Origin of the sequence: Streptomyces sp. NPDC020801 (genome assembly GCF_044334385.1) — a bacterium.
In the GTDB taxonomy this organism is placed as follows: domain Bacteria; phylum Actinomycetota; class Actinomycetes; order Streptomycetales; family Streptomycetaceae; genus Streptomyces.
This window is the reverse complement of record NZ_JBIRST010000003.1, coordinates 97,623-111,537: the sequence shown is the minus strand read 5'-3', so window position 1 is coordinate 111,537 and position 13,915 is coordinate 97,623. Positions and strand designations below refer to the sequence as shown.

Annotated in this window: 13 protein-coding genes; 2 read left to right on the top strand and 11 right to left on the bottom strand. The window is 71.1% G+C overall.

Going from position 1 to position 13,915, the window contains the following annotated elements:
- Positions 1 to 238 precede the first annotated feature (238 nt).
- Positions 239 to 2,485: an MMPL family transporter gene (locus tag ACH4UM_RS07995; protein ID WP_398175247.1), complete on the bottom strand. Its 2,247-nt coding sequence runs from the start codon at positions 2,483 to 2,485 to the stop codon at positions 239 to 241.
- 341 nt (positions 2,486 to 2,826) lie between these two features.
- On the opposite strand from ACH4UM_RS07995, the gene ACH4UM_RS07990 reads away from it, so the two are divergent.
- Positions 2,827 to 3,378: a DUF1697 domain-containing protein gene (locus ACH4UM_RS07990; RefSeq protein ID WP_398175245.1), complete on the top strand. Its 552-nt coding sequence runs from the start codon at positions 2,827 to 2,829 to the stop codon at positions 3,376 to 3,378.
- A gap of 315 nt (positions 3,379 to 3,693) precedes the next feature.
- Positions 3,694 to 4,311 carry a DsbA family protein gene (locus ACH4UM_RS07985; RefSeq protein ID WP_398175243.1) on the top strand — a complete coding sequence of 206 codons (618 nt, stop codon included), beginning with the start codon at positions 3,694 to 3,696 and terminating at the stop codon, positions 4,309 to 4,311.
- 154 nt (positions 4,312 to 4,465) lie between these two features.
- Here ACH4UM_RS07985 and ACH4UM_RS07980 read toward each other — a convergent pair whose 3' ends face one another.
- The 10 genes from ACH4UM_RS07980 to ACH4UM_RS07935 all read right to left on the bottom strand — a co-directional run bounded on the left by ACH4UM_RS07980 (position 4,466) and on the right by ACH4UM_RS07935 (position 13,834).
- Positions 4,466 to 5,233 carry a sirohydrochlorin chelatase gene (locus tag ACH4UM_RS07980; RefSeq protein WP_398175241.1) on the bottom strand — a complete coding sequence of 256 codons (768 nt, stop codon included), beginning with the start codon at positions 5,231 to 5,233 and terminating at the stop codon, positions 4,466 to 4,468.
- 6 nt (positions 5,234 to 5,239) lie between these two features.
- On the bottom strand, positions 5,240 to 6,130 hold the full coding sequence (locus tag ACH4UM_RS07975; protein WP_398175239.1) for an ABC transporter permease: 891 nt from the start codon (positions 6,128 to 6,130) through the stop codon (positions 5,240 to 5,242).
- Positions 6,117 to 6,896 carry an ABC transporter ATP-binding protein gene (locus ACH4UM_RS07970; RefSeq protein ID WP_398175237.1) on the bottom strand — a complete coding sequence of 260 codons (780 nt, stop codon included), beginning with the start codon at positions 6,894 to 6,896 and terminating at the stop codon, positions 6,117 to 6,119. The genes ACH4UM_RS07975 and ACH4UM_RS07970 overlap by 14 nt, the downstream gene beginning before the upstream one ends.
- A 35-nt stretch (positions 6,897 to 6,931) precedes the next feature.
- Positions 6,932 to 8,044, bottom strand: coding sequence for an aliphatic sulfonate ABC transporter substrate-binding protein (locus tag ACH4UM_RS07965; protein ID WP_398175235.1), 1,113 nt, complete (start codon positions 8,042 to 8,044; stop codon positions 6,932 to 6,934).
- Positions 8,045 to 8,273: 229 nt separating this feature from the next.
- A complete protein-coding gene (locus ACH4UM_RS07960; RefSeq protein WP_398175233.1) occupies positions 8,274 to 9,608 on the bottom strand; it encodes a sulfate adenylyltransferase subunit 1 in 1,335 nt (444 codons plus the stop codon).
- A gap of 2 nt (positions 9,609 to 9,610) precedes the next feature.
- Positions 9,611 to 10,555, bottom strand: coding sequence for a sulfate adenylyltransferase subunit CysD (gene cysD, locus ACH4UM_RS07955; RefSeq protein WP_398175232.1), 945 nt, complete (start codon positions 10,553 to 10,555; stop codon positions 9,611 to 9,613).
- A complete protein-coding gene (gene cysC / locus ACH4UM_RS07950; protein ID WP_398175230.1) occupies positions 10,552 to 11,088 on the bottom strand; it encodes an adenylyl-sulfate kinase in 537 nt (178 codons plus the stop codon). The genes cysD and cysC overlap by 4 nt, the downstream gene beginning before the upstream one ends.
- Positions 11,089 to 11,115: 27 nt before the next feature.
- A complete protein-coding gene (locus ACH4UM_RS07945) occupies positions 11,116 to 11,826 on the bottom strand; it encodes a phosphoadenylyl-sulfate reductase (protein WP_398175228.1) in 711 nt (236 codons plus the stop codon).
- Positions 11,823 to 12,137 (bottom strand): hypothetical protein, encoded by a 315-nt coding sequence (locus tag ACH4UM_RS07940; RefSeq protein ID WP_398175945.1) that lies wholly within the window; start codon positions 12,135 to 12,137, stop codon positions 11,823 to 11,825. The genes ACH4UM_RS07945 and ACH4UM_RS07940 overlap by 4 nt, the downstream gene beginning before the upstream one ends.
- Positions 12,134 to 13,834, bottom strand: coding sequence for a nitrite/sulfite reductase (locus ACH4UM_RS07935; RefSeq protein WP_398175226.1), 1,701 nt, complete (start codon positions 13,832 to 13,834; stop codon positions 12,134 to 12,136). The genes ACH4UM_RS07940 and ACH4UM_RS07935 overlap by 4 nt, the downstream gene beginning before the upstream one ends.
- Positions 13,835 to 13,915: the final 81 nt, after the last annotated feature.

The window sequence follows — 13,915 nt, the reverse complement described above, 5'->3', positions numbered from 1 at the left end:
CACCGCAGTCGCCGGCCAGTGTCGCATTCACCGAGGCCGGAGCAGGTCCGCGGGGCCACCAGTGCGCGGTCCGCGGGGCGCCAGTGCGCGGTGCGCGGTGCACCGGTGGCGTGCGGCCGCGGGCCGCGGGCCGGAAAGTGCGGGCCGGGGCAGCCCGCCCGGAAGCGGGCGGGGGCCCGCCGGCTCCTCGGAAGCCGACGGGCCCCGTTGTCCCGGGAGGGTTCGGACGTCCAGACCCTCAGACCCTCAGACCGTCGTCCTCGCTCTGCAGGGGCCGCGGGGCCACCGGCTCCGGTGCCTCGTCGTGGGTCAGGTCCGGCAGCCGGTGCAGCCACTTGGGCAGGTACCAGTTGCGCTCGCCCAGCAGCGCCATCACGGCGGGCAGCAGCACGCCGCGGATGACCGTCGCGTCGATGAGGACCGCTGCGGCCAGGCCCACGCCCATCTGCTTCATCGACTGCATGGACAGCGTGCCGAAGATCGCGAACACGGCGACCATGATGACCGCGGCGCTGGTGACGACACCCGCCGTGGTGACCACGCCGTGCTGGATGGCGTCCTTGGTGCTGCGCCCGCGCAGCCGCGCCTCGCGGATCCGGGAGACCACGAAGACGTGGTAGTCCATCGACAGCCCGAACAGGATCACGAAGAGGAACAGCGGCAGCCAGGTGACGATCGCGCCGACGCCCTCCGCGCCCACCAGGGAGGCGCCCCAGCCGTGCTGGAAGACGGCGACGAGGATGCCGTAGGCCGCGCCCACCGACAGCAGGTTCAGCACGATCGAGGTGATCGCCACGGTCAGCGAGCGGAACGACAGCAGCATCAGCAGGAAGGCGAAGACGACGACGAAGGCGAAGACCGGGACGACCGAGCCGACGAGCTGGTCGCTGAAGTCGTGCGAGCCTGCGACCTGGCCGGTGATCGGCGCCTGGAGGCCGTCGACCTTGCCGAGGGTGGCGGGCCGCACCTCGTCGCGCAGCTTCTCCAGGCTCTTGCCGGCCTGGTCGAAGTCGGAGCCGCCGACCAGCGGGACGGAGACGAAGGCGACGTTCTGCGCCTCGTGGAGCTTGACGTCCACCGGGCCGCGCGAGGCGCCCGAGCTGATGGCCTGCTCCTTGAACCTCGCCAGCGCGGACCGCACCTCGGGCGCCGTGATGTCCCTGGCCTTCACGACCACCTGGGCCGGCTCGGAGCCGCCCGGGAAGGCGTCGTTGACCCGGTTGTAGGTCTGCACGATCGGCAGCGAGTTTCCGAACTCCTGGTCCAGGGTGAGCTGCGAGGTCTTCATGCCGAGCGCCGGAGCCGCGACGGCGAGCAGCGCGCCGGCCGCCACCACTACGGAGACCACCGGCCTGGCCAGCACCCCCCGCAGCACGGCCGTCCAGAACCGGCTCTGCCCGTTGCCCCTGGCCCCGCGCCGCTTCAGGAAGGGGATACGGCCCTTCTCCACCCGCTCGCCCAGCAGCGACAGCAGCGCGGGCAGCACGGTCACGGAGCCGACCATCGCGACCGCCACCACGATCAGGGAGGCAAGGCCCATCGCCTCGAACTCGGCGAGACCGGTGAACAGCATGCCCGCCATCGCCACACACACCGTGACGCCGGAGACGATGATCGCGCGTCCGCTGGTCGCGGCGGCGATGCGCAGGGCGCTCGCCGCGTCGCGCCCGGCGACCCGCTCCTCGCGCTCGCGGCGCAGGTAGAACAGGCAGTAGTCGACGCCGACGGCCATGCCGACCAGCAGCATCACGGAATTGGCGGTGTCGCTCATCGGCTGCAGATGGCTGACGATGCCCATCAGGCCCATCGTCGCCATGATCGCGGTGATCGCCAGCGCCACCGGCAGCAGCGCGGCCACCAGCGCGCCGAAGGCGATCAGCAGAATGCCGAGGGCCACCGGCACGGCGGAGTACTCGGCCTGCTTGAAGTCGTCCCCGAAGGCGTCGGAGTACTGCTTCTGCATGCTGGCGCCGCCGATCTCCTCGATCCGCAGCGAGCCGTGGTCCCTCTGGACGTCAGCGACGGCCTTCAGCACCGGTTCGACGCGGTCCTTGGCGGTCTCCGCCTCGCCGCGCATCTCGAACTGCACCAGCGCGCTGCGGCCGTCCTTCGAGATGGTCCCGGTGTCGTACGGCGACGTCACCTCGGTGACCCTGCCGGTCGCCCCGACGGCCTTGACCACGTCACCGACGGCGGTCCGGAAGCCGGCGTCGGTTGCCCTGGTGGAGCCGTCCTTCGCCTGGACCAGGACCGTCTCGCTCGCCGGTTTCTTGATCCCCGAGTCCTCGATGATCTTTGCGGCGGTGTGCGTCTCGCCCTTGAGCTGGTCGCTCTCCTTGACGTCCTGCCGGCCCGCCGCCGAACCGAGCCCCATCGCCAGGACCACGAACAGCACCCAGATGCCGACGGCCGCCCATCGGTGCCGGGCGCTCCAGCCGCCGGCCCGCGCGGCAAGGCCACGCACCCGTGATTCTCCGTTCCCCATGACGGGCTTGCCCCCTCCAGGCCCTGCCGTGAGGACCTTGTGCACGGCGGCGGCCCCCTGCCGCCACCTTCCGATTCGAAGGTAGGCGCGCGCCAGGCGTCGCTCGTCCTGCTGCCCGGTGAAGCGGCGGCGGCGGGCCTCCTCCCCGCGGACCCCGGCTCCTCCGTACTGGGGAGGACAGCGGCCCCTTACAACCATCAGGCGGCCTCGGGGGTGGTGATCAGGGTGTCCGTCGCGTGGACCGTCGTGTACGACCCCGGCCGGGCACCGCTCGCGTGCCGGCCCCCACGCACCCACCCTGCGGGCCCCACGGAGCAGGAGGGCCGCTCTATGGTGGGTGGATGAAGACGTATGCGGCGCTGCTGCGGGGAATCAACGTGGGCGGCAACAAGAGGGTCCCGATGGCCGAGCTGCGCACCCTCATGGAGGAGCTCGACCACGGGGACGTCCGCACCTATCTGCAGAGCGGCCAGGCCGTCTTCACCTCCGGCCACGGCGACGAGGAGTCGCTGGCCGCCGACCTCGCGGCCGCGATCGAGAAGCGGTTCGGCTGCGCCGTGGAGGTGATCGTGCGCGACCACGCCTATCTGCGGGCGGTCGCCGGGGCCTGCCCGTTCCCGGCCGCCGAGCTGGCGGCCAAGCAGCTGCACGTCACGTACTTCTCCGCGCCCGTGGAAGCGGCACGTTTCGCGGAGCTCGACCAAGCCGCCTACCTGCCCGAGGAGTTCCGGCTCGGCGACCGCGCCCTGTACCTGTACGCGCCGGACGGTCTCGGCCGCTCCCGGCTCGCCGAGCACCTCTCCAGGCCCCGCCTGAACAAGGGCCTGGTCGCGACCACCCGGAACTGGAACACGGTGCTCAAGCTGGTGGAGCTGACCGCCGCTCAGGCCTGACCGGGCCGGGCCGTCACACGAGCCCGGCCGGCCGCGCTCGTGTGACGGCCCGGGAGAGCCGGCCGTACGGCCACGGTGTCCAGGCTCTGTTCCGGAACGGGGTGGAGGCGCAGCGGCTCGCCCTGCCCCGCTTCCGGCAGGTGCACGGCGTCTGCGTCCGGCTGCCCGCGACCCGTGCCGAACCCGGTGTCGTCTCCGCGGCCGGCACCCCGCTGCCGGTGGCGGAACCGGTGCGGCCGGCGGACGAAGTGGACCACGAAATGTCCGGGCGATTGGACCGTGAAACTGTGCCAATCGGGTATTAGCGTCGCGGGCATGACGAACGACCCGACGACCCGCGTCGACTTCCACTTCGACCCCGCCTGCCCCTTCGCCTGGATCACCTCCCGCTGGCTGCTGGAGGTCGAGCGGGAGCGCCCCCTCGACCTGCGCTTCCGTGTCATGAGCCTGTACCTGCACAACATCGGCAACGAACTCCCCGACTGGTACCGCGAGTTGGTCGACAAATCGATCGGACCGGTGCGCGTCGCGGTGGCTGCCGCCGAGCGGCACGGCGAGAAGGTGCTGCGCGACCTGTACACCGCCTTCGGCACCCGCATCCACGAGCGCCGGGCGACGGACTTCGACGCGGTCGTCGCCGAGTCGCTCGCCGAACTCGGGCTGGCCGCCGAGCTGGCCGAGGCCGCGCACGATCCGGCGTACGACGAGGCGGTGCGCCGCAGCCACGAGGCCGGCGCCGAGCCCGGGACGGGCGGCTACGTGGGCACCCCGACCCTCCGTGTGGACGGCACGGTGTGGTTCGGCCCGGTGCTGCGGGCCGTGCCTCGCGGCGCCGAGGCGGCCCGGCTCTTCGACGGTTTCCGGATCCTGGCCGCCCACCCCGACCTCTTCGAACTCAAGCGCACCCGCACGGGATCGCTCCGCTTCGACTGACTGCCCCTGGAGCAAGGCGCGGTGACGCAGTGACACTTGCGCACCGCGTGGCGCTGACATAAGAGCCGACCCCCGCACGCCGCTCTCCGGCGGACGGGGCAGGGCCGTCCGCGGACCGGCACCACAGGGGAGTGCCGGACCGCGGGCGCCGCCGTCAGGCGCCGAGCGCCGTGAGCATCGGCAGCCGGGCGGTGTCGTAGCGCTCCAGCAGCGCCCGCGCCACCTCGGGAGCCGGGCCGAGCACATCGGCGAGTACGTCCGCCCCGGCCTCGGCCGCGCCCCGCGCGATACGGTCCGGCAGGAAGCCCGGGGCCAGGACGTATGGCGCGACCGCGACCCTCGCGCAACCCAGCTCCCGCAGCTCGCGCACCGCGTCCTCGGTGCGCGAGAACCCCGCGGGAGATGCGGCGGAGGCGAACGCAGGCCGCACGGCGCACCAACCGGTGTGCCGCCACTCCCGCGCGATTGCTGCGATCACTGCGATCGCCTCCGGGTCGGAGGACCCCGCCGAGGCCAGCACGACCCCGGTCGAGGACTTGTCGGCGGGGGACAGTCCCGCCTCGTGCAGACGTCGTTCCAGGGCCCGGGTGAGCAGCGGCGAGGGGCCGAGCACGTCCGCCTGCCGGATCCGCAGCCGTGACGGCGCCTCCCGCAGCACCGACGGGATGTCCGCCTTCGCGTGGAAGGCGCGGTTCAGCAGCAGCGGCAGCGCCACGACGTCGCGCACCCCCTCGGCCGCCAGGGACTCCAGCACGCCGTGCACGGAGGGCACGTTGAAGTCCAGGAAACCGGTCTCCACCCGCAGCCCGGGCCGCATCGCCCGGACCCGCCGCACCAGGGCGTGCACGGTCGCCGCATGGCGCGGATCGCGGCTGCCGTGGGCGATCACTACAAGGACGGGGTGAACCGGCTGCTGGTACACGGGCGTTCAGCTCTTCACAAGGAGACCGCGGCTGCGCAGCACCCACCGCTCCAGCGGGCTGAAGATCAGCAGATCGATGGCGATGCCGACGAACAGGATCAGGACGATGGCCTGGAACACCATGGACATGGAGCTCGCGTTTCGGCCGTTCTCCAGCAGCGCGCCCAGGCCGATGCCCAGGTCGGGCGAGGAGGCGATGATCTCGGCCGCCATCAGCGAGCGCCAGGAGAACGCCCAGCCCTGCTTCAGGCCCGCCAGATAGCCCGGCAGCGCGGCCGGCAGCACGATGTGCCAGGCGCCCTTCACACCCGTCGCGCCCATCGTGCGGCCCGCCCGCAGGAACAGCGGCGGCACCTGGTCGATGCCGGAGACCAGGCCGTTGGCGATGGAGGGGACCGCGCCGAGCAGGATCACCGCGTACATCATCGAGTTGTTCAGGCCCAGCCAGATCACCGCCGGCGGCACCCACGCCACCGACGGCAGCGACTGCAGCCCGGACAGCACCGGGCCGATGGCGGCGCGCAGGAACTTCATCCGGGCCACCAGCAGCCCCAGGGGGGTGCCGATGGCCAGCGCGAACAGGAAGCCCAGCAGACCGCGCGAGACGCTGGTCCAGATGTAGCCGAGCAGGGTGCCCTGCAGCCAGGCGTCCTTGAACTCGCCGCCCACGTCGGCCGGCGAGGGCAGCTTGGCCGGGTCGTCGACCACCTTGAAGGAGATCAGCGCCTGCCAGACCACCAGGACCACCGCGACCGCCACGATCGGCGGCAGGATCTTGTTGACGAAGGTCTGCCCAAACGGCGTACGGCCGGTCTCGGTGACCTCCAGCGCGTCCAGGCCGGCCTCCACACCGGCCAGTTCGGCGCCCCGCGCCGTCTTCGTCTCAGTGCTGGCCATGGCGGCGGATCTCCCCACGCAGGACTTCGGTGATCTCGAGGGACAGTTCCGCGACCGGCGCGTCCTCGATACGGCGCGGCTGCGGGATGTCCACCGTCCACTCGCGGGCCACGCGTCCCGGGCGGGAGGACAGCAGCACCACGCGCTGGGCGAGCCGTACCGCCTCGCGCACGTTGTGCGTGACGAACAGGACCGAGACGCCCGTCTCCTGCCAGATCCGGGTCAGCTCGTCGTGCAGGACGTCCCGGGTGATGGCGTCCAGGGCCGCGAACGGCTCGTCCATCAGCAGAAGGCTGCTCTCCTGCGCGAGCGCGCGGGCCATCGCCACGCGCTGGCGCATACCGCCGGACAGTTCGTGCACCCGCTTGCCGTACGCGCCCTTCAGCCGGACCAGTTCGAGCAGTTCCTCGGCCCTGCCGCGCCGGTCGGACTTCGCCACCCCCCTCAGCCTCAGGGCGAGTTCGATGTTCCTGCCCGCGGTCAGCCACGGGAAGAGGGCGTGCTCCTGGAACATCAGGGCCGGGCGGCCGTCCGTCGTGATGGACCCGGTGGTGGGCCGGTCAAGGCCCGCCATCAGGTTCAGCAGGGTGGACTTGCCGCAGCCCGAGGCCCCCAGGAGGGTGACGAACTCGCCCGGGGCGACGTCGAGGCTGATGTCGTCCAGGACGAGCTGCTGCCCGCCCGGTGCCGCGAAGGACTTCGAGACGTTCTCAAGGCGCGCCGCGTGCGCAACGGACTCGGCGGCCTTGGCGAGGGTCGTGGCCATGGTCGTCACCTCCTGGGAACTCTTCGGCTACGGGCTTACTTGACGCCGAGACCGGCGTCGCTGACGGTGGGCTCGCCCTCGGCCTTGAGGACCTTGTTCAGGAGGGTGAGGTCGTAGATCCCGTCCAGCTTCGGGTTCTGCAGGAGACCGGCCTTGACCGCGTGCTGCGCCTCGGTGCCGAGGGTGGCCGCCAGCGGGTCGTCGGTGAACTGGATGGACTTCCAGGCCGGGTCCAGGACGTCGGCCGGCAGCGCCTTGCCGGAGTCGGCCTGGAGCTGCTGGTTCGCCGCCGTCCTCGCCGCGTCCGGGTTGGCCTTGATCCACTTGTTGGTCTCGGCCGAGGCCTTCAGCACGGCCTCGACGGCCGCGGGGTGCGCCTTGAGGAACCTCTGCGACACGACGATGTTCGTGATCACGAACTTCTTGCCGGGCCACAGCGACGACTCGTCCAGCAGCACCCTGGCGCCCTCGGCGACCAGCTTGGACGCGGTCGGCTCCGGCACCCAGGCGCCGTCGACGGAGCCGGACCTGTAGGCGTCCGGGGTGACCTTGTTGTCGGTGCGGACCACCGACACATCGCCCTTGCCGCTCTGTGCGTCGACCTTCCAGCCCTGCTCGGCGATCCAGTTCAGGAACGCCACGTCCTGCGTGTTGCCCAGCTGCGGAGTCGCGATCTTCTTGCCCTTGACGTCCTGCAGGGACTTGATCTTCTTCGGGTCGACCACGAGCTTGACCCCGCCGGAGGCCGAACCGCCGATGATGCGAAGGTTCTTGCCGTCGGACCTGGTGTAGCCGTTGATCGCCGGGGACGGGCCGAGCCAGCCGATGTCGATGGAGCCGGAGTTGAGGGCCTCGATCTCCGACGGGCCGGCGTTGAAGACCTGGTACCTGGCCCGGGTCGCCCCGAGCGACTTCTGGAAGAAGCCCTTCTGCACGCCCACCAGCGCCGTCGCATGGGTGAGGTTGCCGAAGTAACCGATCTTGACGGAGTCCAGCCCGTCGATCTTCTTGGCCCCGGCGGCGACCTTCTGGCCGGGGCTGTCGTCCTTCGCCTGGGAGCCGTAGCCGCAGGCGGCGAGCGCGAGGAGCGGAAGAGCGGCGGCCATGGCGAGGCCGCGGCGGAGTATGGCTGAGCTGTTGGCAGGCACGGGAGGGGTTCCTCTCGGAGGCCCGGCGGTCACGGTCTGTCAGGTCTCGTGGCCGGGAGGTCGGCAGGGTCTTCGTCCACTCGGGGGGTGGGAGGCGAGGGCGCGCATGCGGTGCGCGTACGTCAGCGCACACATCGGGCCACTCCGCCCTGTCCGCTGCCGAGGGCGCCGCTGCCGACACGGCCGCCCTCCTTCGCGAACGTCGAGTAGATGTCCGGGGATCCCATGGTCAGAAGTCCCAGCCGTCGTCCTCGGCGGCGTCCTTGACCGGCTCCGGGGAGGCGAAGGACTCGCCGACCATGCCGGCGGTGAGCGTGGTGCCGTCGCTCGGGTCGATCAGGATGAACGACCCCGTGCGGCGCGAGTCGGCGTAGGAGTCGACCGGCAGCGGCTCCGCGGTGCGGATCTTCACCCGGCCGATGTCGTTGGCGGCGAGCCGCCCCGGGTGCGGGTGCAGGGACAGGTCGTCGAGGGTGAGCCGGGAGGGGATGTCCTTGACGATCGCCTTGACCGTGCGGGTGCCGTGCTTGAGCAGCACCCGATGGCCGACGGTCAGCGGCTGGTCGGCCACGTGGCAGACGGTCGCCTCCACGTCCTGGGTGGTGGGGGGCGCGTCCTTGGTCGGCACGATCAGGTCGCCGCGCGAGACGTCTATGTCGTCCTCCAGCAGCAGGGTCACCGACTGCGTCGTCCACGCCACCTCGACCGGCTCGCCGAGCAGGTCGATGCCGGAGATCCGGGTGGTACGGCCCGACGGCAGCACCGTGACCTCCTCGCCGACGCGGAAGGTGCCGGCCGCGATCTGGCCCGCGTAGCCCCGGTAGTCGGGGTGCTCGGCGCTCTGCGGCCGGATCACGTACTGCACCGGCAGCCGGGCGTGGCAGTGCGCCAGGTCGTGGCTGACCGGGACCGTCTCCAGGTGCTCCAGGACGGTCGGGCCGCCGTACCAGTCCATGGTCGCGGACGCCTCCACCACGTTGTCACCGGCCAGCGCCGAGATCGGGATCGCGGTGACGTCCGGGACGCCCAGATCGGTTGCGTAGGCCGTGAACTCCTCGGCGATCGAGGCGAACACGGACTCCTGGTAGCCGGCCAGGTCCATCTTGTTGACCGCGAGGACCACGTGCGGCACGCGCAGCAGCGCGGCGATCGCCGCGTGCCGGCGGGTCTGCTCGACGACGCCGTTGCGGGCGTCGACCAGGATGACCGTCAGTTCGGCGGTGGAGGCGCCGGTGACCATGTTCCGCGTGTACTGCACATGGCCGGGGGTGTCGGCCAGGATGAACCGGCGGCGCGGGGTGGCGAAGTAGCGGTAGGCCACGTCGATGGTGATGCCCTGCTCGCGCTCGGCGCGCAGGCCGTCGGTGAGCAGCGCCAGGTCCGGGCCGTCCTGGCCGCGGCTCGCCGAGGCCCGCTCCACGGCCTCGAGCTGGTCGGTGAGGACCGACTTGGAGTCGTGCAGCAGCCGTCCCACCAGGGTGGACTTGCCGTCGTCGACGGAACCGGCGGTGGCGAACCGCAGCAGGGTGGTGGCCGTGAGCTGCTCGGTGGTGATCGTGCTCATCTCTAGAAGTACCCCTCGCGCTTGCGGTCCTCCATCGCGGCCTCCGACAGCTTGTCGTCGGCCCGGGTGGCGCCGCGCTCCGTCAGACGCGACGCGGCGATCTCGGTGATCACCTTCTCGATGGTGTCGGCGTCGGAGTCGACGGCGCCGGTGCAGGACATGTCACCGACCGTGCGGTAGCGCACCAGCCGCTTCTCGACGCTCTCGCCGTCCTTGGGGCCACCCCACTCACCGGCGGTCAGCCACATGCCGTTGCGGGAGAACACCTCGCGCTCGTGGGCGTAGTAGATCTCCGGCAGTTCGATGCCCTCGCGGGCGATGTACTGCCAGACGTCGAGCTCGGTCCAGTTGGACAGCGGGAACACGCGCACGTGCTCACCGGGCGCGTGCCGCCCGTTGTACAGGTTCCACAGCTCGGGCCGCTGCCGGCGCGGGTCCCACTGGGAGAACTCGTCCCGCAGCGAGAACACCCGCTCCTTGGCGCGCGCCTTCTCCTCGTCGCGGCGCCCGCCGCCGAAGACCGCGTCGAACCGCTCGCTCTGGATCTTCTCGGTCAGCGGCAGGGTCTGCAGCGGGTTGCGGGTGCCGTCCGGGCGCTCCTTGAGGAGACCGCGGTCGATGTAGTCCTGCACCGAGGCCACGTGCAGTCTCAGGCCGTGCCGGGCCACCGTACGGTCCCGGTAGTCGAGGACCTCGGGGAAGTTGTGCCCGGTGTCGACGTGCAGCAGCGAGAAGGGAATCGCGGCGGGCGCGAAGGCCTTCAGCGCCAGGTGCAGCATGAGGATGGAGTCCTTGCCCCCGGAGAAAAGGATCACCGGGTTCTCGAACTCGCCCGCCACCTCGCGGAAGATGTGCACCGCCTCGGACTCCAGCGCGTCCAGGTGGGAAAGGGCGTACGGGCTGTCCGTGCCCTCGCCGCCCTCCGTGACCTTGGCGACGGTCGTCATGCCAGTCCCCTTTCGCTGAGCAGGGCGTACAGGGACGCCGCGGACTCCTGCACGGTCTGGTGCTGCGACTCGATCCGCAGGTCCGGCGACTCGGGCTCCTCGTAGGGGTCGTCGACACCCGTGAGACCGGTCAGCTCACCCGCTGCCTGTTTGGCGTACAGGCCCTTCACGTCCCGCACGGAGCACACCTCGACCGGGGCGGCCACGTGCACCTCCACGTACGCCGTGCCGTTCTCCGTGTGCCGCCCCCGGACCACGTCCCGGCTGTCGGCGTACGGCGCGATCACCGGGACCAGCGCCTTGACGCCGTTGCGGGCGAGCAGTTCGGCGACGAAGCCGATGCGCTGCACGTTGGTGTGCCGGTCCTCGCGGCTGAAGCCGAGGCCCGCCGAGATGAACTCGCGGATCTCGTCGCCGTCGAGCACCTCGACGCGGTGGCCCTCCTCGCGGAGCCGGCCCGCCAGCTCGTACGCGATGGTGGTCTTGCCGGCGCTCGGCAGACCCGTGAGCCAGACGGTGGCTCCGGTCGTCACGTGTGTCTCCTGAATGTGTGTCATGGGTCAGCCGTGCAGCCCGCACTCGGTCTTCGCACGGCCCGCCCAGCGGCCGGCCCGCGCGTCCTCGCCCTCCAGCAGCCGCCGGGTGCAGGGGGCGCAGCCCACGGAGCCGTAGCCGTCCATCAGCAACGGGTTGGTGAGGACGCCGTGTTCGGCGACATAGGCGTCGACGTCGTCCTGGGTCCAGCGGGCGATCGGGGAGATCTTCACCTTCTGCCGCTTCTCGTCCCAGCCGACGACCGGGGTGTTCGCCCGGGTCGGGGACTCGTCGCGGCGCAGCCCGGTCGCCCAGGCCCGGTAGCCCTTCAGGCCCTCCTCCAGCGGCTGCACCTTGCGCAGCTTGCAGCACAGGTCCGGGTTCCGGTCGTGCAGCTTCGGCCCGTACTGCGCGTCCTGCTCGGCGACCGTCTGCCTCGGGGTGAGCGTGATGACGTTGACGTCCATCACGGCCTCGACCGCGTCGCGGGTGCCGATGGTTTCCGGGAAGTGGTAGCCGGTGTCGAGGAAGACCACGTCCACGCCCGGCATGGCGCGGGAGGCGAGGTGGGCGACCACCGCGTCCTCCATGGACGAGGTCACGCAGAACCGCCTGCCGAAGGTGTCGGCCGCCCACCGGAGGATCTCCAGCGCGGAGGCGTCCTCCAGGTCCCGGCCGGCCTGCTCGGCCAGCGCCTTCAACTCATCGGCCGTACGCTCTTCCTGAGCCGTCGTCATGTCTGCTCGTCCCCTCCGTTGTCGGCCCGTTGCAGGCTGCCCCTGTCAAAGGCGTTCGCCTTCGGAGCGCTGAAGTCGGCGCCGACCGACCGACCGTGCTCAGCCCCTCCTTCGTCGGGGCCTCCGTGCGCTCGGCCGCTCGTCACCGACGCGCTCCTGCGGCTCACACCCCTGGCGAGCAGCCCGAGGAACTTCAACTGGAAGGCCCGGTTGCACGCCGCGCATTCCCAGGCACCGTGGCTCTGCTCACCGGGGCGCAAGTCCTCCTCGCCGCAGTAGGGGCAGTAGAAGGGCGCCGCACGTTCGCTCACGACAGCGCCTCCTCCGGGGCACGCGCGGCCCACGTGGCGAACCGCTCGCCGTCCTCGCGCTCCGCCTGGAAGCGCTTCAGCACCCGCTCGACGTAGTCCGGCAGTTCCTCCGCCGTCACCTTCAGGCCGCGCACCTTGCGGCCGAATCCGGCCTCCAGGCCGAGCGCGCCGCCCAGGTGGACCTGGTAGCCCTCGACCTGCCGGCCGTGCTCGTTCAGGACCAGCTGGCCCTTGAGACCGATGTCCGCGACCTGGATACGGGCGCAGGCGTTCGGGCAGCCGTTGAGGTTGATGGTGATCGGCTCGTCGAAGTCCGGCAGGCGGCGCTCCAGTTCGTCGATGAGCACCGAGCCGCGGGCCTTGGTCTCCACGATGGCGAGCTTGCAGAACTCGATGCCGGTGCAGGCCATGGTGCCGCGCCGGAAGGAGGAGGGCCGGGCGGTGAGGTCCAGTGCCTCAAGGCCGTCGACCAGCGAGTCGACCTGGCCCTGCTCGACATCGAGGATGATCATCTTCTGTTCGACGGTGGTACGGACCCGGCCGGAGCCGTGCGCCTCCGCCAGCTCGGCGATCTTCGTCAGCGTGGCGCCGTCGACCCGGCCCACCCGCGGGGCGAAGCCCACGTAGTAGCGCCCGTCCTTCTGCCGGTGCACACCGACGTGGTCGCGCCACTGCTGCACGGGCTGCTCGGGGGCGGGCCCGTCGGCCAGCTCGCGCTTGAGGTACTCGTCCTGAAGCACCTGGCGGAACTTCTCCGCGCCCCAGTCGGCGACCAGGAACTTCAGCCGGGCCCGGTTGCGCAGCCGTCGGTAGCCGTAGTCGCGGAAGATCGACAGAACGCCCTCGTAGACGTCCGGGACGTCCTCGATCGGCACCCAGGTGCCCAGCCGCACGCCCAGCCTGGGGTTGGTGGACAGGCCGCCGCCGACCCACAGGTCGAAGCCCGGCCCGTGCTCGGGGTGGCGCACCCCGACGAAGGCGACGTCGTTGATCTCGTGCACCACGTCCAGGAGCGGCGAGCCGGAGATGGCCGTCTTGAACTTCCGCGGCAGGTTCGAGTACGCCTTGTTGCCCAGGACGCGACGCTGAATCTCCTCCAGCGCGGGGGTGCCGTCGATGATCTCGTCCTCGGCGATGCCGGCGACCGGGGAGCCGATCATCACGCGCGGGGTGTCGCCGCAGGCGGTGACCGTGGACAGGCCGACGGCCTCCAGCCGGTTCCAGATCTCGGGCACGTCCTCGATGCGGATCCAGTGGTACTGGACGTTCTGCCGGTCGGTGATGTCGGCGGTGCCGCGCGCGAACTCCTGCGAGATCTCACCGATGACGCGCAGCTGCTCGGTGGTCAGCCGGCCGCCGTCGATGCGCACGCGCATCATGAAGTAGCGGTCGTCCAGCTCCTCCGGCTCCAGGATCGCGGTCTTGCCGCCGTCGATCCCGGGCTTGCGCTGGGTGTACAGGCCCCACCAGCGCATCCGGCCGCGCAGGTCGCTGGGGTCGATCGAGTCGAAACCCCGCTTGGAGTAGATCGTCTCAATGCGTGTCCGCACATTGAGACCGTCGTCGTCCTTCTTGACCTGTTCGTTGCCGTTGAGCGGGGTGAAGTGACCCACGGCCCACTGACCCTCGCCGCGGTGACGGCTCACCTTGCGGCGGGAAGTCGCGGCGGCAGGATTCGGCGGGGTGGCGGCGGCCATGGTTGACACGTCCTTCGGGACAGGCGGAAAGCGGCTCTGACCTGCGTGCCCAGGCGCACGGGGCGGGCTTGCGCGTCATTG